This window comes from Streptomyces sp. NPDC101490 (assembly GCF_044767145.1).
GTDB lineage: Bacteria > Actinomycetota > Actinomycetes > Streptomycetales > Streptomycetaceae > Streptomyces.
Genome location: NZ_JBIWNI010000001.1, coordinates 74830 through 100846, shown reverse-complemented (window position 1 = coordinate 100846; position 26017 = coordinate 74830). Strand labels below are relative to the sequence as shown.

The 26017-nt window shown below is 69.3% G+C and carries 16 protein-coding genes; 5 read left to right on the top strand and 11 right to left on the bottom strand.

Annotated features, from left to right (window positions below):
• The first annotated feature begins 5 nt into the window (after nucleotides 1-5).
• On the top strand, nucleotides 6-773 hold the full coding sequence (gene map, locus ACIRQY_RS00425; protein ID WP_351780357.1) for a type I methionyl aminopeptidase: 768 nt from the start codon (nucleotides 6-8) through the stop codon (nucleotides 771-773).
• A gap of 206 nt (nucleotides 774-979) precedes the next feature.
• Here map and ggt read toward each other — a convergent pair whose 3' ends face one another.
• Entirely contained in the window at nucleotides 980-2794 is a 1815-nt protein-coding gene (ggt, locus tag ACIRQY_RS00420) for a gamma-glutamyltransferase (protein ID WP_403921077.1), read from the bottom strand.
• 106 nt (nucleotides 2795-2900) lie between these two features.
• Between ggt and ACIRQY_RS00415 the strand changes: the two genes are divergently transcribed.
• Nucleotides 2901-3632: a hypothetical protein gene (locus tag ACIRQY_RS00415; protein ID WP_351780361.1), complete on the top strand. Its 732-nt coding sequence runs from the start codon at nucleotides 2901-2903 to the stop codon at nucleotides 3630-3632.
• On the opposite strand, the gene ACIRQY_RS00410 is transcribed toward ACIRQY_RS00415, so the two are convergent.
• Nucleotides 3583-4866 carry a cytochrome P450 gene (locus ACIRQY_RS00410; protein WP_403921074.1) on the bottom strand — a complete coding sequence of 428 codons (1284 nt, stop codon included), beginning with the start codon at nucleotides 4864-4866 and terminating at the stop codon, nucleotides 3583-3585. The genes ACIRQY_RS00415 and ACIRQY_RS00410 overlap by 50 nt on opposite strands.
• Nucleotides 4867-5303: 437 nt before the next feature.
• On the opposite strand from ACIRQY_RS00410, the gene ACIRQY_RS00405 reads away from it, so the two are divergent.
• Nucleotides 5304-6848 carry an alpha/beta fold hydrolase gene (locus ACIRQY_RS00405; RefSeq protein ID WP_403921071.1) on the top strand — a complete coding sequence of 515 codons (1545 nt, stop codon included), beginning with the start codon at nucleotides 5304-5306 and terminating at the stop codon, nucleotides 6846-6848.
• Nucleotides 6849-6884: 36 nt separating this feature from the next.
• On the opposite strand, the gene ACIRQY_RS00400 is transcribed toward ACIRQY_RS00405, so the two are convergent.
• From ACIRQY_RS00400 to ACIRQY_RS00360, 9 genes are all read right to left on the bottom strand, one after another.
• Nucleotides 6885-7739: an amino acid ABC transporter permease gene (locus ACIRQY_RS00400; protein ID WP_403921069.1), complete on the bottom strand. Its 855-nt coding sequence runs from the start codon at nucleotides 7737-7739 to the stop codon at nucleotides 6885-6887.
• Complete coding sequence (locus tag ACIRQY_RS00395; protein WP_366442742.1) at nucleotides 7736-8380, bottom strand: amino acid ABC transporter permease; 645 nt, start codon at nucleotides 8378-8380, stop codon at nucleotides 7736-7738. Before ACIRQY_RS00395 ends, ACIRQY_RS00400 begins: the two co-directional genes overlap by 4 nt.
• 14 nt (nucleotides 8381-8394) lie before the next feature.
• The gene (locus ACIRQY_RS00390) at nucleotides 8395-9312 is read right to left on the bottom strand and encodes a glutamate ABC transporter substrate-binding protein (protein ID WP_351780368.1); all 918 of its coding nucleotides are present in this window, start codon (nucleotides 9310-9312) and stop codon (nucleotides 8395-8397) included.
• 13 nt (nucleotides 9313-9325) lie between these two features.
• Nucleotides 9326-10072, bottom strand: coding sequence for an amino acid ABC transporter ATP-binding protein (locus tag ACIRQY_RS00385; RefSeq protein ID WP_403921065.1), 747 nt, complete (start codon nucleotides 10070-10072; stop codon nucleotides 9326-9328).
• 139 nt (nucleotides 10073-10211) lie between these two features.
• Entirely contained in the window at nucleotides 10212-10655 is a 444-nt protein-coding gene (locus tag ACIRQY_RS00380; protein WP_403921063.1) for a DUF6278 family protein, read from the bottom strand.
• A 124-nt stretch (nucleotides 10656-10779) separates the two neighbouring features.
• The gene (locus tag ACIRQY_RS00375) at nucleotides 10780-11559 is read right to left on the bottom strand and encodes an exodeoxyribonuclease III (RefSeq protein WP_403921061.1); all 780 of its coding nucleotides are present in this window, start codon (nucleotides 11557-11559) and stop codon (nucleotides 10780-10782) included.
• 73 nt (nucleotides 11560-11632) lie between these two features.
• The gene (locus tag ACIRQY_RS00370; RefSeq protein WP_351780376.1) at nucleotides 11633-12292 is read right to left on the bottom strand and encodes an MBL fold metallo-hydrolase; all 660 of its coding nucleotides are present in this window, start codon (nucleotides 12290-12292) and stop codon (nucleotides 11633-11635) included.
• Between the two features lie 10 nt (nucleotides 12293-12302).
• On the bottom strand, nucleotides 12303-13550 hold the full coding sequence (locus ACIRQY_RS00365) for an alpha/beta fold hydrolase (protein ID WP_403921057.1): 1248 nt from the start codon (nucleotides 13548-13550) through the stop codon (nucleotides 12303-12305).
• Nucleotides 13551-13772: 222 nt separating this feature from the next.
• A complete protein-coding gene (locus tag ACIRQY_RS00360; RefSeq protein WP_403921055.1) occupies nucleotides 13773-18062 on the bottom strand; it encodes an FG-GAP-like repeat-containing protein in 4290 nt (1429 codons plus the stop codon).
• Nucleotides 18063-18644: 582 nt separating this feature from the next.
• Here ACIRQY_RS00360 and ACIRQY_RS00355 point away from each other — a divergent pair.
• Together ACIRQY_RS00355 and ACIRQY_RS00350 are read left to right on the top strand one after the other, a co-directional pair.
• Complete coding sequence (locus tag ACIRQY_RS00355; RefSeq protein ID WP_403921053.1) at nucleotides 18645-25391, top strand: RHS repeat-associated core domain-containing protein; 6747 nt, start codon at nucleotides 18645-18647, stop codon at nucleotides 25389-25391.
• On the top strand, nucleotides 25391-25936 hold the full coding sequence (locus ACIRQY_RS00350) for a hypothetical protein (RefSeq protein WP_403921051.1): 546 nt from the start codon (nucleotides 25391-25393) through the stop codon (nucleotides 25934-25936). The genes ACIRQY_RS00355 and ACIRQY_RS00350 overlap by 1 nt, the downstream gene beginning before the upstream one ends.
• The last annotated feature ends 81 nt before the right edge of the window (nucleotides 25937-26017 follow it).

The window sequence follows — 26017 nt, the reverse complement described above, 5'->3', positions numbered from 1 at the left end:
TTGGCATGGTGGAGATCAAGACGAACGAGAACCTGGCGTCGATGCGCGAGTCGGGCCGGGTCGTGGCCCGTGCCCTCGCGGCCGTACGGGAGAAGGCGGCGCCCGGCGTCACCCTGACCGAACTGGACCGGGCCGCGCGGAAGGTCCTGGACGCGGCGGGCGCGGGCTCGCCCTTCCTCGACTACCACCCGGAGTGGGCCCCCGTGCCGTTCCCGGCGGTCGTGTGCGTCTCCGTGAACGACGCGATCGTCCACGGCATCCCGGACGGGACCCGGCTGGCCCCCGGCGACCTGGTCTCGGTGGACTGCGGGGCGACGCTGGGCGGCTGGGCTGGCGACTCGGCGGTCAGCTTCACGGTGGGACCGGCCGCGCCGGAGGACACCCGGCTGATCGCCACCGCGGAGAAGGCACTGGCGGCGGGCATCGCGGCGGCCGTCGTCGGCAACCGGATCGGCGACATCGCGTACGCGATCGGCCGGGTCTGCCGGGCCGCCGGGTACGGCATCCCGGACGGCTTCGGGGGCCACGGCATCGGCCGCGCGATGCACGAGGACCCGGGGGTCCCCAACGAGGGACGGCCCGGCCGGGGGATGAAGCTGCGGCACGGCATGGTGCTGGCGATCGAGCCGATGCTGATCGGCGGCGGCACGGACGACCACTACACGGCGGGCGACGGGTGGACCATCCGCACCCTGGACGGCTCGCGCGCCTCGCACGCCGAACACACGGTGGCCGTCACGGACGCGGGGCCCCGGGTACTGACGGCCCTGTAGGGAACGGCCTCACGGGGATGCGGTCGGAGGGGGCGGCCGAAGGGGGTGGCCCACAGGGACGGCCATGAAGGTGACGGCTCTGCGCGGGGCATGGCCCGCAAGGGGTACCCCCGCCCTCAGGAACACAGGAACACAGGCCGTAGGGGAGCCCCCTCAAGGGCACGGCTCCCTCGGGGGCACACCTCCCCGAGGGTCCCGCTCCTGCCCTACTTCCCCGCGGGCCTCACCACCATCGCCGAGCCGCCACCCCTGCGGACCGGTTCCGCCGCCGCGAGCCAGCGGCCGTCCGGCAGGCGCTGCACGCCCGTCGCCGCGCCGATCTCCGGGTTCTGCCGGAAGCCGTGCCCGATGGCCTCCAGCTGGGCCCTGACCGGGCTGTTCCAGAGGCCCGGTTCGAGTTCGGTGGTCGTCTGGTTGCGCTGGCTGGCGCGGGGCGCGGCGATGGCGTCCACGAGCGGCAGACCCCGGTCGAGGACCCCGGTGAGCGTCTGCAGGACGGTAGTGATGATGGTCGCGCCGCCAGGGGAGCCGAGGGCCAGGACGGGCCGGTCGTGTCCGTCGAGGACGATCGTCGGGGAGATCGAGGAGCGCGGGCGCTTGCCGGGTCCGGGCAGGTTCGGGTCGTGGACGGCCGGGTTCGCCGGGGCGAAGGAGAAGTCCGTCAGCTCGTTGTTGAGCAGGAAGCCCCGGCCGGGCACGGTGATGCCGCTGCCGCCGGTGGACTCGATGGTGAGGGTGTAGGCGACGACGTTGCCCCACTTGTCGGCCACGGTGAGGTGGGTGGTGTTCTCACCCTCGTACGTGGTCGGGGCCGCCGTACCGCCGGGCGCGCACGGCACCGGGCTGTTCGGGTCGCCGGGCGCGAGCGGACTGGTGAGGACGGCGTCGTCGCGGATCAGGCAGGCCCGGGAGTCCGCGAACCGCTGGGAGAGCAGACCGCGGGCCGGCACCGACTCGAAGGCCGGGTCGCCGACCCAGCGGCCCCGGTCGGCGAAGGCGATCCGGCTGGCCTCGATGTACCGGTGGAGATAGCGGGCCTGGGAGGCGGCGGAGAGGTCGGTGCCCTCCAGGATGTTGAGGGCCTCGCCGACGCTCGTGCCACCGGAGGAGGACGGCGCCATGCCGTACACGTCGAGCCCCCGGTAGCCGACCTTCGTCGGTTTGCGGAACTCGGTGCGGTACGCGGCGAGATCACGCTCCGTCAGATCGCCGGGGCGCACCTTGCGGGTGGCGCCCTCGCGCACCGGGGGCTTGCGCACGGTGTCGACGATGTCCCGGGCGAGCGGCCCCCGGTAGAGCGCGCCGACGCCTTCGCGTCCGAGCTTCTCGTACGTACGGGCCAGGTCCGGGTTCTTGAAGGTGGAGCCGACCACGGGCAGCAGGCCGCCGGGCAGGAAGAGCGCGGAGGTCGCGGGGAAGTCGCGGAAGCGGGCCTCGTTGCCCGCGGTCTGGGAGCGGAAGGTGGCGTCGACGGTGAAGCCGTCGCGCGCCAGGCGCTCCGCCGGTTCGAGCAGGGCGCCGAGCCGCTTGGTGCCCCAGGCGTCCAGGACGGTGCGCCAGGTGGCCGGGGTGCCGGGGGCGCCGACGCCGAGACCGCTGGTCTGGCCCTCCTCGAAGGGGATGGGCGCGCTGTTCTCCAGGAACAGGCCGGGACCGGCGGTGCGGGGGGCGGTCTCGCGTCCGTCCACGGTGTGGACCGTACGGCTGCGGGCATCGTAGTAGACGAAGTAGCCGCCGCCTCCGATGCCCGCCGAGTAGGGCTCGGTGACGCCGAGGGCCGCCGCGACGGCGACGGCCGCGTCGACGGCGTTGCCGCCCTTGCGGAGGACCTCCACCCCGGCGGCCGAGGCGTCGGCGTCCACGCTGGCGACGGCCCCGCCGTACCCGGCGGCCACCGGCGTCTTGGCGGGCGGGCCGGGCGGGGCGCCCGGCGGGGACGGGGCCGGGACGGCGGCCCCCATCGAAAGCACCGTCACCGCGACGGCGAGAACGGAGACCTTGCCAGCGACGGAGCGACGCATTCCCTACCTCCACAGTCAACAACCGTCCGCGCAGCGTAACTTCCCGGGGACGCCCGCGTCAGGACCGCCTCGAACGAAAGGGTGTTCCCCGCTACCATGCGCGCCCATGAACGAAGACCTGCGCAACATCGTGCTCGGGGTCCTCGCCACGGGGGTCAGCGCCTCGTTCGGCTGGCTGGGCCGTACGTACTTCTGGCGGCGCAAGCTCCGGCGCAAACGGGACTTCTTCGGCCTGCCGGGGAGTTCCGAGTGCCTCCTCGTGGTCAACAAGGAGGCGGGCGGCAGCGGCGCGGTGCACCGCTTCGACGTCTTCGCGCTCCTCGAACTCTGCTCGCTCATCAAGGAGTGCGGGGCGCACGCCCGCATCCTGTCGCACGACCAGGCGCACCAGGGCTTCGGCGACCGGACGGAGTTCTGCGTCGGCGGACCGGGGTCGAACCGGCGGAGCGCCGCCCATCTGGCGACCCTGCTCCCGGGGCTGACCGTGAACGCGGACGCGGAACGGGGCCCCGACCAGGCTTCGTTCCTGATCGGGGCGGAGCGGTACCGGATGGACGCGGGCACGGAGGAGTACGTGATCCTCGCCCGGCTCATGGCGGGCGAGGAGTGCCGTCCGGTCTTCCTCTTCTGCGGTCAGCGGGCCATCACCAATCAGGCGGCGACCCGCTATCTGGCGCGTCACCACGAGCGGTTGGCGCGCCGGTACGGGTCCGGTTCGTTCGTGCTGCTCCTGAGAGTGGTGAACTCGCGGGCGTACGGCCCCGACGTGGTGGAGCTGGTGGCGGACGTCACCGCCCCGGCGCGGACGGCTCCCGCAGCCGCACCGGCAGCGACTTGATGCCGTTGACGAAGTGGGAGACCAGCCGCCGGGGCGGTCCGGCGAGTTCGACTCCGCCGCAGGCGAGGCGCATCTCCTCGTAGAAGAGCTGGAGTTGGAGGCGGGCGAAGTGGGCGCCGAGGCAGACGTGGGGTCCGTCGCCGAAGGAGACGTGCGGGTTCGGGTTCCGGCCGAGATCGAGACGGTGCGGGTCGGCGAAGACGCGCTCGTCGTGGTTGGCGGAGGCGTGGAAGACGACGACCTTGTCGCCGCGCCGGATCGCCCGCCCGGCGAGTTCGGTGTCGCGGGCGGCGGTGCGGCGGAAGGAGAGCACGGGCGGGTGGAAGCGCAGGAGTTCGTCCACGGCCGTACCGGTGCCGACCTCGCCGCGCCACCAGCGCGCCTGTTCGCCGGGGTGTTCGGCGAGGGCGAGGAGGCCGCCGGGGGCGGCGCTTCGGACGGTGTCGTTCCCGGCGACGGTCAGCAGGAAGAAGAACATCTCCAGTTCGGCGTCGGCGAGTTCGGAGGCGGCGAGGACGCTCATGACGTCGTCAGCGGGCCGGGCCCGTTTGTGGGCGGCCAACTCCTGGGCGTAGGCGAACATCTCGGCCAGCCGCCCCGGTGAGCGGGGGTTCACGGGGACTCCCCGCTCGTCGAGGACGGGGGGCTGGTCGGGGTCCTGGTAGGCGATGACCCGTTCGGTCCAGGTGTGGAGCAGCCCCCGGTCGGCCGCGGGGACGCCGAGCAGATCGGTGAGGTTGAGCAGGGCGTAGTCGTCGGTGACGGTGCGGACGAGGTCCACGGTCCCGCCGGGACCGGCCGTGTCGATCGCGTCGGTGAGGAGCCGCCGGGCCCGTTCGCGGGCGGTGGCGGTGAAGCGCGCGATCCGTCGGGGCGTGAAGGCGCGGCTGACGAGCCGCCGCAGCCTGCCGTGTCCCGGCGGGTCCTGGTTGAGCATCATGCGCCGGATGAACGGCAGGTCGGCCGGGTCGGGGTCGCGGATCTGGGTGGCGCCGAGGTACGAGGAGTACGTGGTGGAGTCCTTGAGCACCCGGACGACGTCGGCGTGCCGGGTGACGGCCCAGAAGCCGGGCCCCTCGGGCCAGCCCAGGACGCCCGGCTCCGCCTGGCGGGCGACGGGTGCCCGGTCGCGCAGGAGGCGGAAGCGTGCGTGGGGGATGCCCTGGGCGTAGATCCTGGGGTCGAAGACGTCGGGGAGACCGCCGGGGTCTCCCGTGCCGCCTTCCGGGGCCATGCTCCGCACCGTGCCTCCCATGACGCTCTCCGGAGCCGCGCTCCTCGCTCTGTCCTCCATGACACTGCTCCGGAGCGGCGCTCCCCGCCCCGTCCTCCACGGCACTCTCCGGAGCCAGGCCCTCCACCGCGCCTCCCCCGGGCGGCGGAGCAGGGACGAGGACGGGTCCATGATGCCGGGCAGGGGGCGGCGTGACGGTCTCCTTCCCGGCGGGCGTGGCCGACCAATCGTTACTCGCACGTAACTTACCGGGCGGTTACCTGAGGTACGACGCCCCGGCTACCGTCGGGTCACTTTCACCGCCCGCATCCGGCCCCGTACTGGTCCCGTACCCACCCCCGCGTCCCTGTCCATTCCCTGCCTCCCTGCACCCCCTGTCTCCTTGCACCCCCTCTCCCCCACCGCCCCCCGGCGGTGCCCCCCATGAGGAGTGACCCGTGCGCGCATCCCTCGCCCTCGCCGTCTCCACCGTGCTCGTGGCCGGCGCGGCCTTCGGCCTCGCACCCGCCGCACAGGCGGACGGGGCCGACACCGGCATCCGCTTCGTCGACATCGCCGGGGACGGCGGGACCGTCCTCAAGGCCAATGTCGTCGCCCCCTCCGGCCCCGGCCCGCACCCGCTGGTCGTGCTGCCCACCAGCTGGGCCATGCCCCAGATCGAGTACCTGGCCCAGGCCAAGGTGCTCGCCGACTCCGGCTACGTCGTGGTGAGTTACAACTCGCGCGGCTTCTGGCAGTCCGGCGGGGAGATCGAGACGGCCGGGCCCAAGGACGTCGCCGACGCCTCCAGGGTCATCGACTGGGCCCTCGCCCACACCACCGCCGACCCCGGCCACATCGGCATGGCGGGGGTCTCCTACGGCGCCGGGATCAGTCTGCTCGCCGCCGCGGCCGACCCCCGCGTCAAGGCGGTCGCCGCGCTCAGCGGCTGGGCCGACCTCATCGAGTCCATCTACAGCGGGCGCACCCAGCACGTGCAGGCCGCCGCCCTGCTCGGCGGCGCGGGCTTCCTCACCGGCCGCCCCGGACCCGAACTCAAGGAGATCCTGGGCGACTTCCTCTCCTCGAACCTGGAGAAGGAGGACGCCATGATCGCCTGGGGCCGCAAGCGGTCGGCCGTCGAGCAGCTCGACCGGATCAACGCCCACGGCACCGCCGTGATGCTCGGCAACGCCTGGGGCGACACCATCTTCCCGCCCAACCAGTACGCGAGCTTCTACGAGAAGCTCACCGGCCCCAAGCGGCTGGAGTTCCGCCCCGGCGACCACGCCACCGCGGAGGCCACCGGCCTCTTCGGGCTGCCCAACGACACCTGGACGAGCGCCCGCCGCTGGTTCGACCACCACCTCAAGGGCGCCGACAACGGCGTCGACCGCGAACAGCCGGTCCAGCTCAAGTCCCGTTCCACCGGCGGCTACGAGGGCTACCCCGACTGGAAGTCCGTACAGGCGGACCAGGAGAGGTTCGGCCTCGGCGGCACCCAGCGGGTCCTGGCGAACGTGGACTCCGGGGCCAACGGCGGCACCACCCTGCTCACCAACGCCCTCGACCAGTTCCTGCGCACCCCGCCCGTCGTCTCCGTCCCCCTGCTGCCCCGGGCCTTCGCGGGCGTCTGGCAGTCCGACCGGCAGGACGGACCGCGGCGGGTGCGCGGGACCGTGCGGGTGCACACCACCGTCACCTCCACCGCGAGCAGCGGGACCCTCGTCGCGTACCTCTACGACGTGGGCCCGTTCGGCGTCGGCAAGCTGGTCACCAACGCCCCGTACACCTTCCACGACCGGACCCCGGGCAGGCCCTTCGGTGTCGATCTGGAGCTGTTCTCCACGGCGTACGACGTACCGGCCGGGCACCGGCTGGCGCTGGTCGTCGACACCGTGGATCCGCTGTACATCGAGCACAACCCGACCGGCGCGCAGCTGACCTTCTCCTCTCCCCCGGCCGACCCGTCGTACGTGTCGGTACCGCTGCGGAAGGAGTGATCACCGGCTGCTGCCGGGCGGGGTGGCGGTCCGCCGCTACCGTCCCGGCAGCAGCGTCTCCGGTTCGGCCGGGGCGACCCCCACGGCCTCCGTCTTCGGACTGCGGCGCTCCCTCCTGGCCACCCAGGTGGCGAACCACGAGAGCAGCATGCACATGCCGATGTAGATCGGCGAGATCACCATGACCACCGGGATGAACGGCAGGTCGTAGTCGAGGTTCGATGCGATGAGCTTGCCCGCGTGCAGGAACTCCTCGTAGGTGATGAGGTATCCCAGCGAGGTGTCCTTGAGGGCCACCACCAGCTGGCTGATGATCGCGGGCAGCATCGCCCGGACGGCCTGCGGAGCCAGGACGAAGGTCATGACCTGGGTCTTGCGCATCCCGAGCGCGTACGCCGCCTCGCCCTGGCCCCGTGCGACGGCGTGGATGCCGGTACGGAAGACCTCGGCCAGGACCGAGCCGTTGTAGAGGGTCAGTCCGGCGACCAGCGCGGGCAGCGGCTGCACCTTGAGCGCCACGAAGATGAAGAAGATCATCACGAGGACGGGCATGGCGCGGAAGAACTCGACGACCAGCGTCGACACCCAGCGCACCGGCCGGTGTTCGGAGAGGCGCCCGACGGCGAGGACGGCGCCGAGGACGAGCGAGAGCACCGAGGCGTAGGCGAAGGCCTTGAGCGTGTTCCCGAGCCCCTGGAGCAGCAGTTCCTGGATGCCCTTGTAGAGGAAGGGCGACCACTTGGTGGAGGTGAACTGGTCGTTGGCGAAGAGGAGGTAGAGGATCCAGCCGGCCAGCGCGAGGATCAGCGCGGTGGACACCAGGCCGTAGATCAGATGGCGTCGCCGGGCGTGCGGGCCGGGGACGTCGTAGAGGGCGGTGGACTCGGTCATCGGGCGACTCCCCAGCGCTTCTCCATGACGTGGAAGAGGGCGCTGATGGTGAGGGTGATGATCAGGTAGCCGACGGCGATCCAGACGAAGGTCCAGACGATGTCGTAGCCGAGTTCGCTGAGCGTCTTGTAGGTGCCGAGGAGTTCGGTGACGCTGAACGCCCCCGCGATGGCGGAGTTCTTGGCGAGCGCGATCAGGGTGGAGCCGATCGGCGGGATGACCGTGCGGAACGCCTGGGGCAGCACGACCGTGCCGAGCGTCTGGGTGAAGGTCATGCCGAGGCTGCGGGCCGCCTCGCCCTGGCCGCGCGGCACCGTGTTGATGCCGGAGCGCAGCACCTCGCAGATGAAGGCCGAGGTGTAGCAGCCGAGCGCGAGGACCGCGAACAGCTCGAAGGGCAGGACGAGTCCGAAGCGGGGCAGGCCCAGCATGACGGCGAAGAAGAGCAGGGTCAGCGGGGTGTTGCGCAGGAGGGTCACCCAGACCGTGCCGAAGACCCGGAAGGAGCCGACGGGCGCGACCCGGAAGGAGGCCATCAGGAAGCCCAGCACGAGGGCGAGGGCCGAGGAGTAGACGGTGAGTTCGACGGTGCCGAGGAAACCCTTGCCGTAGAGCGAGAAGTTGTCGGTCAGGACGTCCATGGGAGTTCCTCCGGTCAGCTCGCCGGGTAGCGGTCGATGGGCGGCGGCTGAGGGGCGGGGACCCCGGAGAGGCCGAGGGTCGCGTCATACGCCTTCTTCCAGTCGCCGTTCTTCTCGTGGAAGGCGAGGGCGTCGTCGAGGGCGAAGCGCAGCGCGTTGTCGTCGCGCGGGACGCCGATGCCGTAGGGCTCCTCGGAGAACGGCTTGCCGACGACCTTGAGTTCGTTCGGCACCTTGGCGGCGTAGCCCATGAGGATGGTGTCGTCGGTGGTCACCGCGTCGACCTGGTAGGTCAGCAGGTTGTCGACACAGGCCGAGTAGGTGTCGTAGGCGACGAGCTGGGCCTTCGGGTAGTCCTTCTCGATCCGCTGGTACGGGGTCGAGCCGGTCGCCGAGCAGACGCGCTTGCCCGCCAGGTCCTGGGGGCCGTGGATGTCGTTCTCGTCGGTGCGGACCAGGAGGGACTGGCCCGCCAGGTAGTAGGGCCCGGCGAAGCCGACGAGCTTCTTGCGGTTGGCGTTGATGGTGTAGGTGCCGACGTAGTAGTCGATCTGGCCGTTCTGCAGGGCGGTCTCGCGGTTGGCGGAGGCGATCGTCCGGAAGTCGACGCCGGCCGGGTCGAAGCCGAGGGAGGCCGCCATCATCTTGGCGATCTCGATGTCGAAGCCGGAGTAGCGGCCGGTCGCGGGGTCCTTCTCCCCCATGTACGGCTGGTCCTCCTTGGCTCCGACGACCAGCCGGCCGCGCTTCTTCGCCCGCTCCCAGGTGGGGGAGTCGGGCAGCGTGAAGGACTTCTGGACCTGGTAGACGGGGAGTTGGTCGGGCTGCGGGCCCTTCACGGGCGGGCTGCCCTCCCTTCCGCAGCCGCCGAGCGCCGTCGCCACGGCGAGCAGCAGGACGAGCGGGGCCGGGGTTCGGCGCGTGCGCTGCATGGTTGCCCGCCCCTCAGTGCTTCAGGATCTTGGAGAGGAAGTCCTTGGCGCGCTCGCTGCGCGGGGCGGTGAAGAAGTCCTCCGGCGCGCGGTCCTCGACGATCTTCCCGTCGGCCATGAAGACGACCCGGTTGGCCGCCGAGCGGGCGAAGCCCATCTCATGGGTGACGACCACCATCGTCATGCCCTCCTGGGCGAGTTGCTGCATGACTTCCAGGACCTCGTTGATCATCTCCGGGTCGAGGGCCGAGGTCGGTTCGTCGAAGAGGAGCGCCTTGGGATCCATCGCGAGGGCGCGGGCGATGGCCACGCGCTGCTGCTGGCCGCCGGAGAGCTGGGCCGGGTACTTGTCGGCGTGCGCGGCGAGTCCCACCCGGTCGAGGAGTTCGCGCGAGCGCCGGTCGGCCTCCGCCTTCCCGCGCTTGCGGACCTTGATCTGCGCGAGGGAGACGTTGGCGAGGACGGTCTTGTGCGCGAAGAGGTTGAACGACTGGAAGACCATGCCGACTTCCGCGCGCAGCCGGGCGAGCGCCTTGCCCTCCTCCGGCAGTGGCTGACCGTCGATGAGGATCTCGCCGGACTCGACGCTCTCCAGACGGTTCATCGCCCGGCAGAGGGTGGACTTGCCGGAGCCGGACGGGCCGATGACGACGACCACCTCCCCCCGGCCGATGGTGAGATCGATGGACTGGAGGACGTGCAACGTGCCGAAGTGTTTGTTGACGTCACGCAGTTCGATCAGCGGATCGACGACGGCCATACGCTGCCCTGCCCCATTTCTCAGCGGTGTCGAGTCAGCGCAAACTATCCACCGGAAAAGGGACTTCACGCCCGACACGCATGAAACCGCAATAAGCCGTATTTACTGCGGAAGGGTGGCGCGGGCTGGGCCGAGGGGATCAGTGCTCGGAGGCCTCCGCGTACACCTGGGAGAGTTCGGGCGAGCCCGTCATCGCCCAGTCGAGTCCCGCCTCGACGACCTGGATCTCCCGCCCGGAGGCCAGTCGCACCACCGGTCCCGAGTCCGGCCACACGTGCCAGCGGGCCCCCGGCACGTTCCGTACGATCACCGTGCCGAGGTAGAGCCCCGCGTCGTTCCCCACCCAGGGCAGCTCCTCGGGGTCGTCGCGCCAGCGGGGCGGCAGCTGGTCCAGCTCCTGGAGGGAGCGCGGGGTGTCGTCGAGGGCGACCCCGGACCGGTCCGCGCGGGCCCGCAGCAGCTCGCACTCGGCGAGCAGTTCGCCCACGCCCACGGGGTCGCGGTCGAGGGCCTCGGCCAGCGGGGAGGTGACCGGCCCGGGCTCGCGCCGCTTCAGCCAGTTGTCCAGGAACGGGATGTTCATCGCACCAGCGTCGCACCGACGCCCGCCGGTCGACCACCCGGCACGCGGGGACGTCACGGCCGCCGGGCCGGGTGTCCCGCCGCGCGCCGGGACCGGGGCGGGCACGCGGCGGACCCGGGGCGGCCTACACGTCGAGATCGACCACGACGGGAGCGTGGTCGGACGCTCCCTTGCCCTTGCGCTCCTCGCGGTCCACATAGCTGTCGCGGACCGCCTCGGCGAAGGGCTTGTTGCCGTAGACCAGGTCGATGCGCATTCCCTTGTTCTTCGGGAACGAGAGCTGGCGGTAGTCCCAGTACGTGTACGGGTGGTCGTACTTGAGGGGGCGCGGCACCACGTCGGAGAGGCCCGCGGCACGCAGCTCGGCGAGGGCCGCCCGCTCCGGCTCCGTGATGTGCGTGGCGCCCTCGAAGACGGTGACGTCCCAGACGTCGTCGTCGGTGGGCGCGATGTTGTAGTCGCCGAGGACCGCGAAGGGCCGCTCGCCCGCCGCGTCGGGCCCGACGGCCGTGCGCAGCGCGTCCAGCCAGCGCAGCTTGTACGCGTAGTGGTCGTGGCCGACCTCCCGGCCGTTCGGCACGTACACCGACCAGACGCGGACCGGGCCGCAGGTCGCGGAGATCGCCCGGGGTTCCTCCGCGCCGTCGTACTCCGGGCCGCCGGGCAGCCCGGTGACGACATCGGCGAGGCCGACGCGGGAGACCAGCGCCACGCCGTTCCACCGGCCCGTGGCGTTGACCGCGGACTCGTAACCGAGGGCGCGCAGCTCCTCGGTGGGGAACTGCTCGGCGGTGCACTTGGTCTCCTGGATGCACAGCACGTCGGTGCCGGTGCTCTCCAGCCAGGCGAGGAGTCGGGGGAGCCGGGCGGTGATGGAATTGACGTTCCAGGTGGCGATGCGCATGGGCGCAAGCCTACGTGCGGGGTCCGACAATCGCCGTCGCGCCGGGCTCGGGGCGGCGGCCGCGCGGGGCCGCTCAGCCCCCGGCGGGCGCCCCGGGGACGAGGACCTCGGCGGAGGTCCCGGGGGTGAGCCGCTGGTGGTCGGTGCCGCCGAGGGCGCCGATCTGGCGGTCGTAGAGGGGGCGGGCGAGGTCGGTCAGCAGGGCGTCGTGGATGTCGTACGCCCTGCGCGGACGGACCTCGCGGACGTAGTCGATGACCTCGGAGATCTTGTTCCACGGCGCCATGACGGGCAGGAGCAGCGTGTCGACGGGCTCCTCGGGAACGGTGAGCGCGTCCCCCGGGTGGAAGACGGCGCCGTCCACGAGGAAGCCCACGTTGGTGACGCGGGGGATGTCCGGGTGGATCACGGCGTGCAGTTCGCCGTGCACCCGCACGTCGAACCCCGCCGCCGTGAACGCGTCGCCGTGCCCCACCGTGTGCACCCGGCCGGGGAAGGCGGCCGTGAGCTGCTCCGCGACGCTCCGCAGCGTCCACAGCTCGACGGCCGGATCGGCCTCCAGGGCCGCCCGCAGCCGCCCCTCGTCGAAGTGGTCGGGGTGCTCGTGGGTGACGAGCAGGGCGTCGGCGCCGAGGACGGCGTCCTCCTCGGTGAAGACGCCCGGGTCGAGGACGAGCGTCCGCCCGTCCTTCTCCAGCCGGACGCAGGCGTGGGACTTCTTCGTCAGCTTCACCCTCTCCACACTACGCCGGGGGCCTGGTCTCCTCCTCGACGGCGCGGGCGACGACCCGCAGGGCGGTCTCGGCGGCCGGGAACCCGCAGTACACGCCCGCGTGGAGCACGATCTCGCGCAGTTCGGCGGCGGACAGGCCGTTGCGGAGGGCCGCGCGGGTGTGGTCGGCGAGGGCCTCGCGGTGGCCGCCCGCGACGAGCGCGGTCAGGGTGACGACGCTGCGGGTGCGCCGGTCGAGGGCCTCGCGGCTCCACACCTCGCCCCAGGCGTACCGGGTGAGGAGGTCCTGGAAGTCCCCGTCGGGGTCGTCGGCCAAAGCGCGGTCGACATGGGCGTCGCCGAGGACCTCGCGGCGCAGGGCGAGCCCCCGCTCGTACGGGTCGGGCCGCCCCTCGTCCGCCGGCTCCGCGAGCGGGGCGGGCTCGGCCACGGGGACGGCGGGCAGCGGCGGCAGGGTCAGCGGCCCGCTGGTGTCGGGTGCGGTGCCCGCCAGGTGCTCCAGCAGCAGGTCCGTCACGGCGGCGGGCTGTTCGACGGGGGCGAGGTGCGAGGCGCCGGGGACGACGGCGAGCCGGGCGTCGGGGATGCCCGCGACCAGGGTGCGGGCCTCGGCGGGCCCGGTGACCTGGTCCTCGGAACCGACGAGGACCAGGACGGGCACGCCGATCCGGTCCAGGGCCGCCCGGACGTCGAAGACGGCGAGGGCCTCGCAGGCGGCGACGTAACAGGTGGGGTCGGTGGTGCGCACCATCTGGACGGCCCAGTCGACGATGGCGGGCTGCGCCCCGGCGAAGACCGGGGTGAACCACTGTTCGGGGGCGGTCCGTGCCATCGGCTCCAGGCCGTTGGCGCGGACGACGACACCGCGCTGGCGGAACTCGTCGGCGGTGCCGAACCGGGGCGAGGCGGCGACCAGGGCGAGGGAGGCGATCCGGTGGGGTGCGCGCAGGGCGAGGTCGAGGCCGACGGCCCCGCCGAGGGAGCAGCCCGCGTATCCGAAGCGCTGGACGCCGAGGGTGTCGAGGGTGGCGAGCAGCCGGTCGCCCAGTTCGGCGACGGAGCTGAAGGGCTGGGTGGGGGCGCCGCCGTGCCCGGGAAGGTCGAACCGGACGACCCGCCAGTCCTTGGTGAGTTCGGGGATCTGCCGGTCCCACATGTGGAACGTGGTGCCCAGCGAGGGTCCGAGGACCAGGACGGGAGCGTCGTCGCGTCCGTCCACGCGGTATTGAAGGGTGGTGTTCGTCGGTGTCTCACTCACCCTTTTACGCTCCCACATCCGCTGCCCGCGCAGGGATGGGGGGTGTGAACGCCCCGTTTCGTCAGCTCTCACGGACATTCGTGGAGCCCGTACCGCCGGAGTGCTCCCCCGGACGCGGAACAGGCACTGGCCTTCCGGTGGCCACGGAGATCCCTCTCCGTGGCCACCGGGGCCCATGCCTGTTCCGTCGTCACGGTTCCGGGGTGACCGCCCGGGGCACCGTTATGCCGGGCTGTATCTCTCGATCAGACGGACGGTGTCGAAGTTCCAGCTCCCGGGACCGACTTCCCAGCCGCCGAGGTGGTTGTTGATCGTTCCGTCGGCCTTGGCGGTCCAGGTGAGCATCCTCACACCGCCGTTCGCGTAGCCGTACAGGCCACCGACGTCGTCCCGGCCGTCACCGTTGAAGTCACCGGTGACGATCTTCAGGCTGCCGCGCCAGAAGACACCTGCCGATTCGGTCCACGCCTCCTTCTCGCTCCGGGTGAACTTCCCGTCCGTACCCGTCGTGAAGGTGATCATGGCGTCGCGTCCGTCAGCGTAGTCGTACCAGGTGACGATGTCGTCCCGGCCGTCACCGTTGAAGTCGCCCGAGTGTACGGAGGTGGCCGCAAGGCTGCCCCAGCTGGTGCTGGACCAGTTGTCGACGGGCTCCCCGAAGGCACCATCGGGCTTGGCGGTGAAGGTGAACAGCTTGCTGTCACCGTTGGAGTAGCCGTAGAACACGCCGAGGTCGTCACGGCCGTCCCCGTTGTAGTCACCCGTCGCGAATTTCATGTTCGGCACGTACCAGCCGTCGGCCCGGTAGAAGGAGGAGAGGGGGTAGTTGAAGCCCCCCTTGACGTTGGCGGTGAAGGTGAACAGCTTGTCGCTGCCATCGCCGTAGGAGTACCAGGTGGCGACATCGTCGCGACCGTCGCCGTTGAAGTCACCCGACTGCACGTGGATCGCGTCGAAGCTCGAGTGACCGGAGGGGACCTCCCAGGAGACGAAGGGCGCGTTGAAGTTCCCGTCCCCCTTACCGAGCCAGGTGCGCAGGTTCATCCTGCCGTCCTGGAAGCCGTAGAAGGCTGCGATGTCACCGATGCCGTCACCGTTGAAGTCGCCGGTGGTGTGCTTCATGTTCTCGGCCCAGTAGTTGCCGGCCGGGGTGGTCCAGGCGTGCTGGGGGGCCCTGAACGAGCCGTCCGAGTTGGCGGCGAAGCTGTGGATCTCGTCGTGTCCGTCGCCGTAGTCGTACCAGTTCGCGATGTCGCTGCGACCGTCGCGGTTGTAGTCGTGGCGGACAGCCGTGCCGCTGGACCAGAGAGAGTGGCTCTTGTCGTTGTAGACGGTGAGGTCGCCGGAGTCCTTGAGGACGGCGAAACCTTCTCCGGGGTTGGTCGCGCCGGTGACCTTGGTGCAGGCGTTGTCCGTGATGCAGATGGCAATGTTGCCGCTGTCCTCGACACGCGCGAAGGAACCCGAGGGACCCGTGCGGCTCCAGACCTTGGTACCGGCCTTGTTGGCGATGGAGAGGGTGCCTTCGGTGCCCATGGTCAGGGTGGATGCCTGGGCAGTGATGGAGTGGCCGGAGGCGATCACGGTCTTGGGCGCGAGGCGAATGCCGCCGGTGATGCCATCGATGACGTAGGGGGCGTCGAAGCCGGTGAGGCTGGTGGGTGTCCCCTTGCCGCGCATGCCCACCATGGTGTTGTCGGCCTTGCGGGCCCACAGGTCGATGATCCTGTCACCGTCGGTAACGCCGTCGCCGGAGCCGTCGCCGTCGAGGTCGCCGGACGTGCCGATCTGCGGATAGAGAGACATCTTCAGACCCGTGGTGATCTTCACCGGGTTACGTCCCCAGGTGGCGAAGTTCGCCTTCGCCGGGTTGCCGGGATCGGCGGTGGCGTGGGAGCGGAAGACGTCCCCGGTGGCGTCGTCGCGCAGGAGCAGGTCGGGGAGTCTGTCGCCGTTGATGTCGCCGGTGGAGACGATCGTGTACTTGTTCCACCGCGAGGCCGCGTCCCCGATCGGAACGAGGCCGCCGCGGAATGCACCTAGCACCTCGGTCCGGGCACCGCGGTAGAACCACAGTTTGTCCGCTTGCTTGACCAGGACGTCGGGCTTGGTGTCGGCGTCGAAGTCCCCACCGATGATCTGGTCGGCCTGGTTCCAGTACTTGCCGCTCCCCCCGGACGGGCGCAGGGTCTTGGGGCCTTCGTCAGTGTTGACGAGTCCGGAGCCGTTGTTCCTGTAGACCTGGAGGTCCTTCTCGCCGTTGAGGTTGGGATTGGGAACGAGGGCCAAGAGGTCGTTGTAGCCGTCCTGCTGCCAGTCCCCGACCATGGCGACCTGCTGGCCGGGAAAGACGGCTCCGCCGGACGCGGCGTTCATGGCGGAGAAAACCCGGTCGCCGTGGCCCGTGTAGCCGATCAGGGTCCCGTTGCTGTCAGGGCTCCATATGTCCTTGAACCAGTCGCCGTTGATGTCATTGGGTTCGTCCCGATCCTGGTCCCTGTTCGCGTAGTAGAGGTAGGTCGCGGTATCGGACCGGTTGCCGGCCGCGTCGACGCTGTACGCGTAGACCATGTGCGGGCCGTAGGACGGAACCATCACCAGACCGGAGTAGACACCGTTGGCAGGCGCCACCTCGTTGACGTCCGGGTCCGTATCGGTCCACCAGAAGATCTTTTTGATGTCTCGCTCGATCGGCAGAAACGTGAACGTCACCTTCTGGCGGGCGTCGCCCGTGCGGTCCGGCCACCCCGCATCACCCGGAGGGAAAAGCGGCTTGCCGTCGCCAAGGACGGGCGAGACGATCACCGGCGGCTTCTTCGGGCGCTGCCGATCCACCTTGAAGGCGCACGGGGCGGTCTTCCAGCCGGAATCGGCCCTGTCGGAGTCGAGGGCACGGACCCGCCAGGTGTAACTGACGCCGTCTCCGCCGGGGGTCTGGGCCGCCGGGACGGACAGGGTCGCCACCCGGCCGTTGAGCGCGGGCACGGACTTGGCCAGCACGCGGGTGGCGGTACCGGCCTTGTTCTCGTACACCTCGAACTCGGCCGTCAGGTTCCCCTTGTCCTCGTCGGTGATCGTGGCGTACAGGCCGACGGTCACGTTGCCGAGAGCCCCGCCGCTCGCGCACGGGGTGAGCGGGCTGGTGCCGAGCTTGCTCGGGAGGTTCGGAGGCGTATTGTATTTGGTCTCCAGGACGACGGTCTTCGGGTCGAACTTCTTCCAGCCGAAGGTGTCGGTCTCATCGGCGTACAGACCGAAGGTGACGCTCTCGGAGCCCGTCAGGGCCTTGCTCTTGACCCAGCTGGTGACGTCGAACCCTAAGTTGCCCGCCGGGCACGCCGAGTCCCCCGACGGAGGAATCCAGCCCTTGGAATCGTTGACCGTGGACAGCGGTGATCCCGTGAGCTTGCCCGGCTGGTTGTTCCAGCTGGTCCGGGAGCTGATGTCGCCAGTCGGGTAGAGGTGTACCGGACGGGACTGGCACGACCACGACCAGGTGTTCTTCACCCGGAGCCTTGCCGACTCCACCTCCGTGCCCTTCAGATGCGACACATCCAGCTGGAAGAACGACCGCGAGACTCGATTCGACCCGCCGGTCTGGGACTCGTAGCCCACCCGCACGGGGTCCTTGGAGTTCCAGAACGACTGCCCCGGGTACGCCTTGTAGACCCGGGTCCAGTTCCACTTCTGCCGGTCCCCGTAGCCCCAGCTCGGGTCGATGTACACCGGGTAAGTGGTGTCCGCACCAGTCAGCAGGCCCTGGTCCGGAGTGATCGTCAGCGAGTCCGCCGTCAGCTCCGTCGGCATCACCGCGTCCTGCGCGCCCAGACCCGGGTCGAACGCACTGCCGTCGTCTACGGCTCCCACGGTCCCCGCAACCGGTGCGGCGGACTTCGCAGCCGGTGCGGACACCCTCGTGGAGTCCCACATCATCGGCGCCGAGCTGGAGAAGACGACCTGCCCGCCGGGATCCACGGCCGACAGGCTCCCCGTCTCCGGGTCCTTCGCCACCGTGAGCCCGTCGGTGCTGACACCGAACTGCAGACGGGCCAGCTCAGGATTCTGCGCCGCCTGCGGCGTCTTGACCACGAAGACCTGCGAGAAACCCTCCACCTCCGCCTTCAGCTGGAGGTCCACGCCCGCCAGCACCTCGGCGTAAGTGGCGACGTTGCCGTCCAGGGTGGGCCTGGGCAGTGCGTTCGGCCAGGTCAGCGACAGCGACCGGCCGTTCATCGCCCCCTGGATCAGCGGCGCGGTCCCGCCGCCGGAGAACCTCACCGCGACACTGGTCGCCCGGGTGACCACCGACCCGTCCGCGGCAAACTCCAGGGTCGGGTCCGCAGCGATCCAGCCCCCCTCACGCCACAGCCGCACCGGCGTCCCGTGCTCGGCGAGCTTGAACGACCCGTCGGGCTGGGCCCATGTGTCGGAGCTCTCCGACCGCCGGGAGACGACCTCGTACGGCTGGCCCGTCTCGGCGGCCCGCCGCAGCGCGTAGTCCTCATCGCTCAACGACCCGCCAGCGACGGGATCGGTAATGGACGCCGGGCTCACGGCCACCCCGGGCGGCACCTGCGACGTGAGGGCGGTTGCGGGCACGGCCGCCATGATCGAGGTGATCATGGCGCCAGCCACCACGCCCGGTATCAGACGGCCCCTCCTGGGACACCCGAAAGACGACCTTCTTTTCATGGACACCACTAGACATCCTCCCCAAATACGCGTCCAGATTCGTGCGCACCGCCGCTATCCGAACGGCATGACGATTTCGAATTGAGGCGACTCTACAGGTCGATCCAACCCTCATCTCCAGGAATTTTATGCAATGAAAGCGGACAACAAGGAATCCTCGGGAAAAGTCGATCAACCCAACCTGGCCCACCCTGCCCCAGGGGCCCGCAAGCCGACTACCCGGCAGTAATATGCTGATTAGGCCAGACCTCGAGAACAGGACACATTCGACGAGAAATGAGGAGGACACCACCCTGCACCCCTGATACATTCCACCGGCTTTACCTGTACTCAAAGGGGTGGGAGTAAGTGAGTAAATTTCGAACCATAGGGTGGGCTGTGGCTTTGTCCACGGTGATGGCAGTGGGACTGCTACCGTCCACCTCATTAGCACTGGCGGAACAGGACCCGGCTGTCAACGCTTCGCTGCCGGGCCTGAAGCAGCCGAAACCCGTACCGGTCAAGCTGGTCGAGGCAGGGGGACCCAAACGTCCGGACATCGGACGGGTCAAGGCCACGGCCCACGCCACCTGGCCGGCGCCCGGTACGAGGACCGTCGGCGTCTCCGCGCGACACGCGCTGGGCGGCACCCCGGGGGTGGTGGACCAGCTCCCCGTGTCGGTGTACGCGGTTCCCGAGGCTGTCTCGAAGGCATCCCGGTCGCAGGGCGACAGAAAGTCATCAGCTCTGGGCAGGGCTCAGATCTCGGTGAAGTCCCGTGCCACGGCGCAGAAGGCCGGGGTGGACGGTCCGCTGTTCACGGTCGGCAGGGCCGATGCGGTCTCCATCGCGGGTCAGACGGGCGTCAGTCTCGACTATTCAGCCTTCAAGGACACCTACGGTGGTGACTGGGCTGCGCGGCTACGCCTGGTCCAGCTGCCGTCCTGTGTGCTGACGACTCCCGAGAAGCCTGGATGCCGGACGGCGAGACCGCTCAAGACGGTCAACGACACGAAGGGCCGCACCCTCAGCGCCGTCGCACCGGTTCCCCCTGCTGTCTCCGGAGCATCTCGGGCAGCGGCGGGGGTTACGGTGCTGGCCGCGACGGCCGGCGCCTCGGGCACGAGTGGTTCCTTCGCGGCAACTTCGCTGGAGCCGTCGGGCTCCTGGAGCGCGGGCGGTTCCACGGGCGGCTTCTCCTGGAGCTACCCGGTGAGCACCCCCACCGTCCCAGGCGGTCTCAAGCCCGGTGTGACGCTCGGCTACAGCTCGCAGGCCGTCGACGGCCGCACCTCCGCCTCCAACAACCAGGCGGGCTGGATCGGTGACGGCTGGGGCTACGAGCCCGGCTACATCGAGCGCCGGTACAAGTCCTGCGAGGACGACAAGGCCGGTGGCACCAACACCACCAAGGTGGGCGACCAGTGCTGGTACAGCAACAACGCCACCCTCTCGCTCGGCGGTAAGACCACCGAGCTCGTCTTCGACGCGTCCAAGGGCTGGCGTCCGACGTCCGACGGCGGCGAGAAGATCGAGAAGCTCAGCGGCGCCGACAACGGCGACAAGGGCACGGGTGACATCGCGGGCGAGGGTGAGTACTGGAAGGTGACCACGCTCGACGGCACCCAGTACTTCTTCGGCAGGCACAAGCTCCCCGGGTGGGCCACGGGCAACACCGTGACCAACTCCACGCTGAGCGCACCCGCCTTCGGGAACCACACCGGTGAGCCCTGCGCCACTTCCTCCTTCGCCACCTCTTGGTGCCAGCAGGCATGGCGCTGGAACCTCGACTACGTCGTGGACCCGAGCGGCAACGCGATGGCCTACTTCTGGAAGAAGGAGACCAACAACTACGGCCGCAACGTCAACGCCACCACCGGGGCCGCGACGAAGACGCCGTACGACCGGGGCAGCTACCTGGAGCGCATCGAGTACGGCCTCCGTGACAGCGCGCCGTACGCGGCCAAGGCCATGGGCAAGGTGACCTTCACCTCCAAGGAGCGCTGCGACAAGAACTGCACCTTCGACGTGTCCAACGCCGTCAACTGGCCGGACACCCCGCTCGACCTGCACTGCAAGGACACAGCGACGGAGTGCAAGGGGCTGTACTCGCCGAGCTTCTGGTCGAGCATGCGGCTCACCGGGATCTCGACGCAGGTCCTCACCTCCGGCGCCTACGCGGACGTCGACTCCTGGCAGCTGACACAGACCTTCCCGCCCTCGGGCGACGGCATCTCCACCCCCATGTGGCTGCAGTCGATCAAGCGCACCGCCAAGGAGGGCACCGCAGTCGCCGACGTCCCGGCGATCACCTTCGTCCCGGTGCAGATGCCCAACCGCGTCGACAAGCTGAGGAACGACCTGGCCCCGTTCATCCGCATGCGGATGTCGCAGATCGTCACGGAGTCCGGCGGCGCCATCGGCGTCGACTACCACACCCCGGACTGCACCGCGGCCTCGCTGCCGCCGACCGACGACACCAACGGCACCCGCTGCTACACGGTGAAGACGATCATCAACGGCCCGACGCCCGAGCACGACTGGTTCAACACCTACCCCGTGAAGCGGGTCACGGAGAGCGACAACGTCTCCGCCACCCCCGACACCGTCACCGAGTACACCTACGTCGGCGGCGCCGAGTGGGCCAAGAGCGAGGACGAGTTCACCAAGGCGGACAACCGCACCTACGCCCTTCCCCGCGGCTACCACCTCGTCCAGACCCGCACCGGCGCGGGCTTCGACAAGAAGACCCTGTCCGAGGCGCGGTACTTCCGCGGCATCGACGGGGTCCCGGTCAAGAACTCCGACGGCGTCGGTGTCACCGACCGCGAGCAGTTCGCGGGCATGCTGCGCGAGACCACCGCGTACGACGGCGACGGCGGCCCCCTCGTCAGCGCGTCCTCGTACACGCCCTGGCGCTCGGCCGTCACCGCCACGCGCACGCGCCCCGGACTCACCGCCCTCGAGGCGTACATGACCGGCACCCAGACCGAGGAGACCCGGGTCAAGGTCACCGGTGGTGAACGCACCACGCGGACGGTCAAGGGCTTCGACTCCTACGGTCTGGTGAGCACGCTCTCCGAACTGGGTGACATCAGCAAGCCCGGCGACGAGAAGTGCACCACCACGACCTACGCCCGCACCGGCACCTCCACGATCCTGGACAAGGTGTCCCGGAGCGAGACCGTCGCCGTGGCCTGCGACGAGACCGTTTCGCGTCCCGCGGACGTGATCGACGACGTCCGCACCTACTACGACGGCCTGGCCCTGCACACGGCCCCCACCAAGGGCCTCGTCACCAAGTCCGAGCGGATCAACGGCGACGGCAACGGCTACGAGGTGACCTCCTCCACACCCAGCACCTGCGGCACCGGGGGCACCCAGCTCTGCTACGACATCTACGGCCGCCAGCTCGCCTCGGCCGACACCTACGGCAAGGTGAGCCGCAGCAGCTTCACCCCGCCCACCGGAGAGGTCCCGACCGGGAGCGTCCTCACCAACCCGCTCAGCCACACGGTCACCACCGTCCTCTCGCCGCGGCGCGGCCTGCCCACCAAGGTCACCGACGCCAACGGGAAGGTCACCACGACCGTCTACGACCCGCTGGGCCGGGTCACCAAGGCATGGCTGCCGTCCCGGCCCCAGGCCGCCTACCCCACCTCGCCCAACTTCCAGTACGAGTACCTCCTCCGCAACAACGGGCCGGTCATCACCACGGTGAAGACCCTCAGCCACGACAACCAGTACCGCACCAGCTACACCTTCCAGGACGGCCTGCTGCGCGCGCTGCAGAGCCAGGAGGAGTCCCCCGACCGGGCCGGCCGCCTGATCACCGAGGTCTTCTACAACACCCGCGGCGAGGCGGTCACCAACTCCGGCACATACTTCGCCACCGGCGCCGCCGAACCGGTCCCGGCGACCGGCAAGGAGACCCAGTACCCGTCCTCCACCCAGACCGAGTTCGACGGCCTCGGACGGCCCACGGCGGTGATCGCCAAGCGCTACACCGACGAGGAGAAGCGGACCACCACCACCTACGAAGGTGACGCGACCACCGTCGTCCCGCCGGCCGGCGGCATCGCCACCACGACCGTGGTCGACGCCCTCAACCGCACCGTCGAACTCAAGCAGTACACGAACGCGGCCCGCACCACCTCCCAGAGCACCAACTTCACCTACGACACCAAGGGCCGACTGGCGAAGGTCGTGGACCCGGCCGGCGCCAAGTGGACGTACCAGTACGACATCCGCGGCCGCCAGACCACCGCCGTCGACCCCGACAAGGGCAAGACCGTCACGGCGTACGACAAGGGCGACCGCCCCACGGACGTCACCGACGCGCGCCTGATCACGCTCCACACCGAGTACGACGCCCTCGGACGCCGCACCTCTCTGAGCAAGGGCACCAAGACCCTCGCCACCTGGAGCTACGACCCGACCGGCGCCAAGGGCCAGCCCTGGAAAGCCACCCGCAACGACGACGCGGGCAAGTCCTGGGTCACCGAGACCGCCGGCTACAACAACGCCTACCAGCCCACGGTCACCAGGTTCACCGTCCCGGACTCCGAGGACGGCCTGAAAGGCACCTACGAGTGGTACACCTCGTACAACGACAACACCGGCCAGGTCCTGGACGTCGAACACCCGAAGCTGGCCGACCTGCCCTATGAGCTGGTCAGCAACGGCTACACCGCGGTCACCGGCCTCCTGGACACCGTCGGCACCATGACCGAGACCAGCAGCGCCACACTCGTCTCCGACATGACCTACGACCACTACGGCCGCCCGATCCGCACGGAGTACGGCGAGTTCGGCCGGCACCTGTGGACCACCACGCAGTACGACGAACACACCGGCCAGGTCACCAACGCGTTCACCGACCGCGACACCGCACCCCAGCGCGTCGAGGACAACTCCTACACCTACGACCCCGCAGGCAACATCACCCGCGTCACCACCGGAAACGGCCAGGACACGGCACGAACCACCGACACCCAGTGCTTCACCCTGGACTCCCTGCGCAGGATCACCGAAGCCTGGACCAACACCGCCACCACCTGCGCCACCGCCCCGTCCGCGAGCGTGGTCGGCGGACCGGACGCCTACTGGACCAGCTACACCTACGACCCGGTCGGCAACCGTGACACCGAGATCCAGCACAAAACCCCCTCGGGACCGGCCGCGGACATCACCCGCAACTACACCGACCCCCAGGCCGGCAAGCACAACCTGCCCTCGGTGACCCAGACCGGCCCCGAACCGCGCACCGACACCTACACCTACGACGCGGCAGGCAACACCGAGACCCGCAAGATCGGCACCACCGACCTGGAGTCACTGGTCTGGGACGACGAGGGACACCTCAAGTCCACCACCAAGGTCACCGACACCACCAGCTACCTGTACGACACCACCGGACAGCGCCTCCTGCGCAAGGACTCCACCGGCACCACCCTCTACCTTCCCGGGGGCAACGAACTCCACCGGGACAAGAACGGCACGGTCACCGGCACCCGCTACTACGGCGGGGTGGCCATGTACAAGAGGGGCAAGCTCACCTTCCTCCTCAACGACCACCACGGCACCGGCACCACCCAGGTGGCGGCCAACGCCACCCAGACCGTCACCCACCGCAGGACCACCATCTTCGGCGGACCGCGTGGCACCCAGTCCCCGGACTGGATCGGCGACAAGGGCTTCGTCGGCGGCACCAAGGACCCCGACACCACCCTCACCCACCTGGGCGCCCGGGAGTACGACCCCGCCATCGGCCGATTCATCAGCGTCGACCCCATCCTCGACCTGAACGACCCCCAGCAGTCCCAGGGCTACAGCTACGGCAACAACAACCCCGTCTCCTTCAGCGACCCGACGGGCCTCCGCCCGGACGGCCCCGTCGGCGGAGCCGACTACAACGACAAGCGAGAGACAACCGGGTCGGGCCACTACAACGGTTCCGAAGGCAGCACTTGGTTCCTCGACCGCAGTGGCGGCTGGAGCTACCGCTACCGACAGAACATCGGCACGTTCAAGGCGTCGCAGACCATCTGGTCCGACCGCGCCACGTCCAAGGGCCGCGGCAAGTCGACACAGATGAAGTTCGTCGACAACCCGCCCCCGCCCGTCACCTTCTACAGCCGGTACATCGGCCCGGTCATCGGTGCCGTCGTCCTTCCCGACGTTGAAGCGTGGTCCGACTGCTTCGGCGACGGAGCCGCCTCGCAATGCGCATGGGCAGCGACCGACGTTCCCCTCCTCAAGCCACTCAAGGGCCTCAAGCTCCTCAAGGGACTCAAGGGCGGCGAAAAAATAGAGGACGCGGCCGAGGTCGCGGGCAAGACATGCCCGGTCGGGAAGCACAGCTTCCTCCCCGGCACCAAGGTCCTGCTCGCCGACGGATCGTCCAAGAACATCGAGGACATCACCGAAGGCGACACAGTCCTGGCCACCGACCCGGACACCGGAGAGACACGCGGCCAGAAGGTCCTCAAGGTCATCCGCACCGAAGAGGACAAAGACTTCACCGAACTCACGGTGAAGACCGCGACGGGAAGCACGAAGCTCGCCGCGACGGACACCCACCCCTTCTGGTCCACGAACCTGAAGAAGTGGATCGACGCGGGCACGGCCACGGCAGGCATCACCCTCCGCACCCCCGACGGCACCACCGCCGAAGTCACCGCGGTCCGCCACTACACGAAGCAGCAGCGGACATTCGACCTGACGGTCGACAGAATCCACACGTACTATGTGCTCGCTGGCCAGACCCCGGTGCTGGTACACAATAGTGGGTGCGACCTTTTCCCCAATACGATGCCAGGAACTCTCGATAGGGAGCTGGCCCTAGGGGAAAGGTTGGGCGTAACGCCGTCCGGCCCTGGGTCTGCCGGATTTGACTCCGCAGTGAGTTCCGGGGCCATCAAGTGGGCAGTTAAGGAGGACGGGAGTCTCGTGATCATTCCGAAGTTCGTCAACGGCCAAGAGATTTCACACTCGGTTCTCAGCCGAGGTTCACCGGTCCGTGCTGCCGGCGAGGCTGATATCGCTGGCTCATCGGGAGACGGGTTCTTCGGGTTGGATATCAACAACCATAGCGGTCACTTCCTGCCATCTAGCGAGAGTCTGCAAATCGGCAGGGATGCATTCGCTGCGGCGGGAGTTCACTTCTGATGAGCAGACTTGATGATCTGTCATCGCTCGACCTGCGGTCGCTCTCCGAGGTCCTGGCTGCACACGCTCTGGCAATCTCTGACCTGGGGCATGGACAGTGGCTCGGGGTCGTTGAACTCATGACGATGCGCCTCACTGACGAGTGTGGCTCCCTTAAGGCGGAGTCCTGGGCCGCCTCTTCGTCGGCGCTGGCCTACGCTCTCGAAGCTGCGGTGACCTCGGGCTCTATCGATCAGCGCGAGAGCGTGATTCGCCGCCTCAATCTCTCTGTAGCACTCCTTCAGCAGGTTCCGCCGAATGTCGAAGTTGACATTCTGAATCCGGGCCATCTGATCGATCTTCTATTTCAAGAGCTTCCGATGTCGGCCGATGAGGCTCGCAACCTGTCGGTCGATTGGCGCTCTCTCGACATTGCGCAGATTCGAATTCTGCGGGCTGTCAAAAATCTCGTTTCGCCTGCTCTCAGTCTCGCGAGACTGGCGTCCAAAGGAGAGGTCGACGGGCGGTTGAAAGCGTGGGAAGAAGTCTTTCCTTCCCTTCCGTAAGTAGCTAACCAAGAGGCCCCTCCAGAACGAATTCTGGCGGGGCTTCGTGGCGTCTTGACGGCAACAGTTGACGGCAACGCC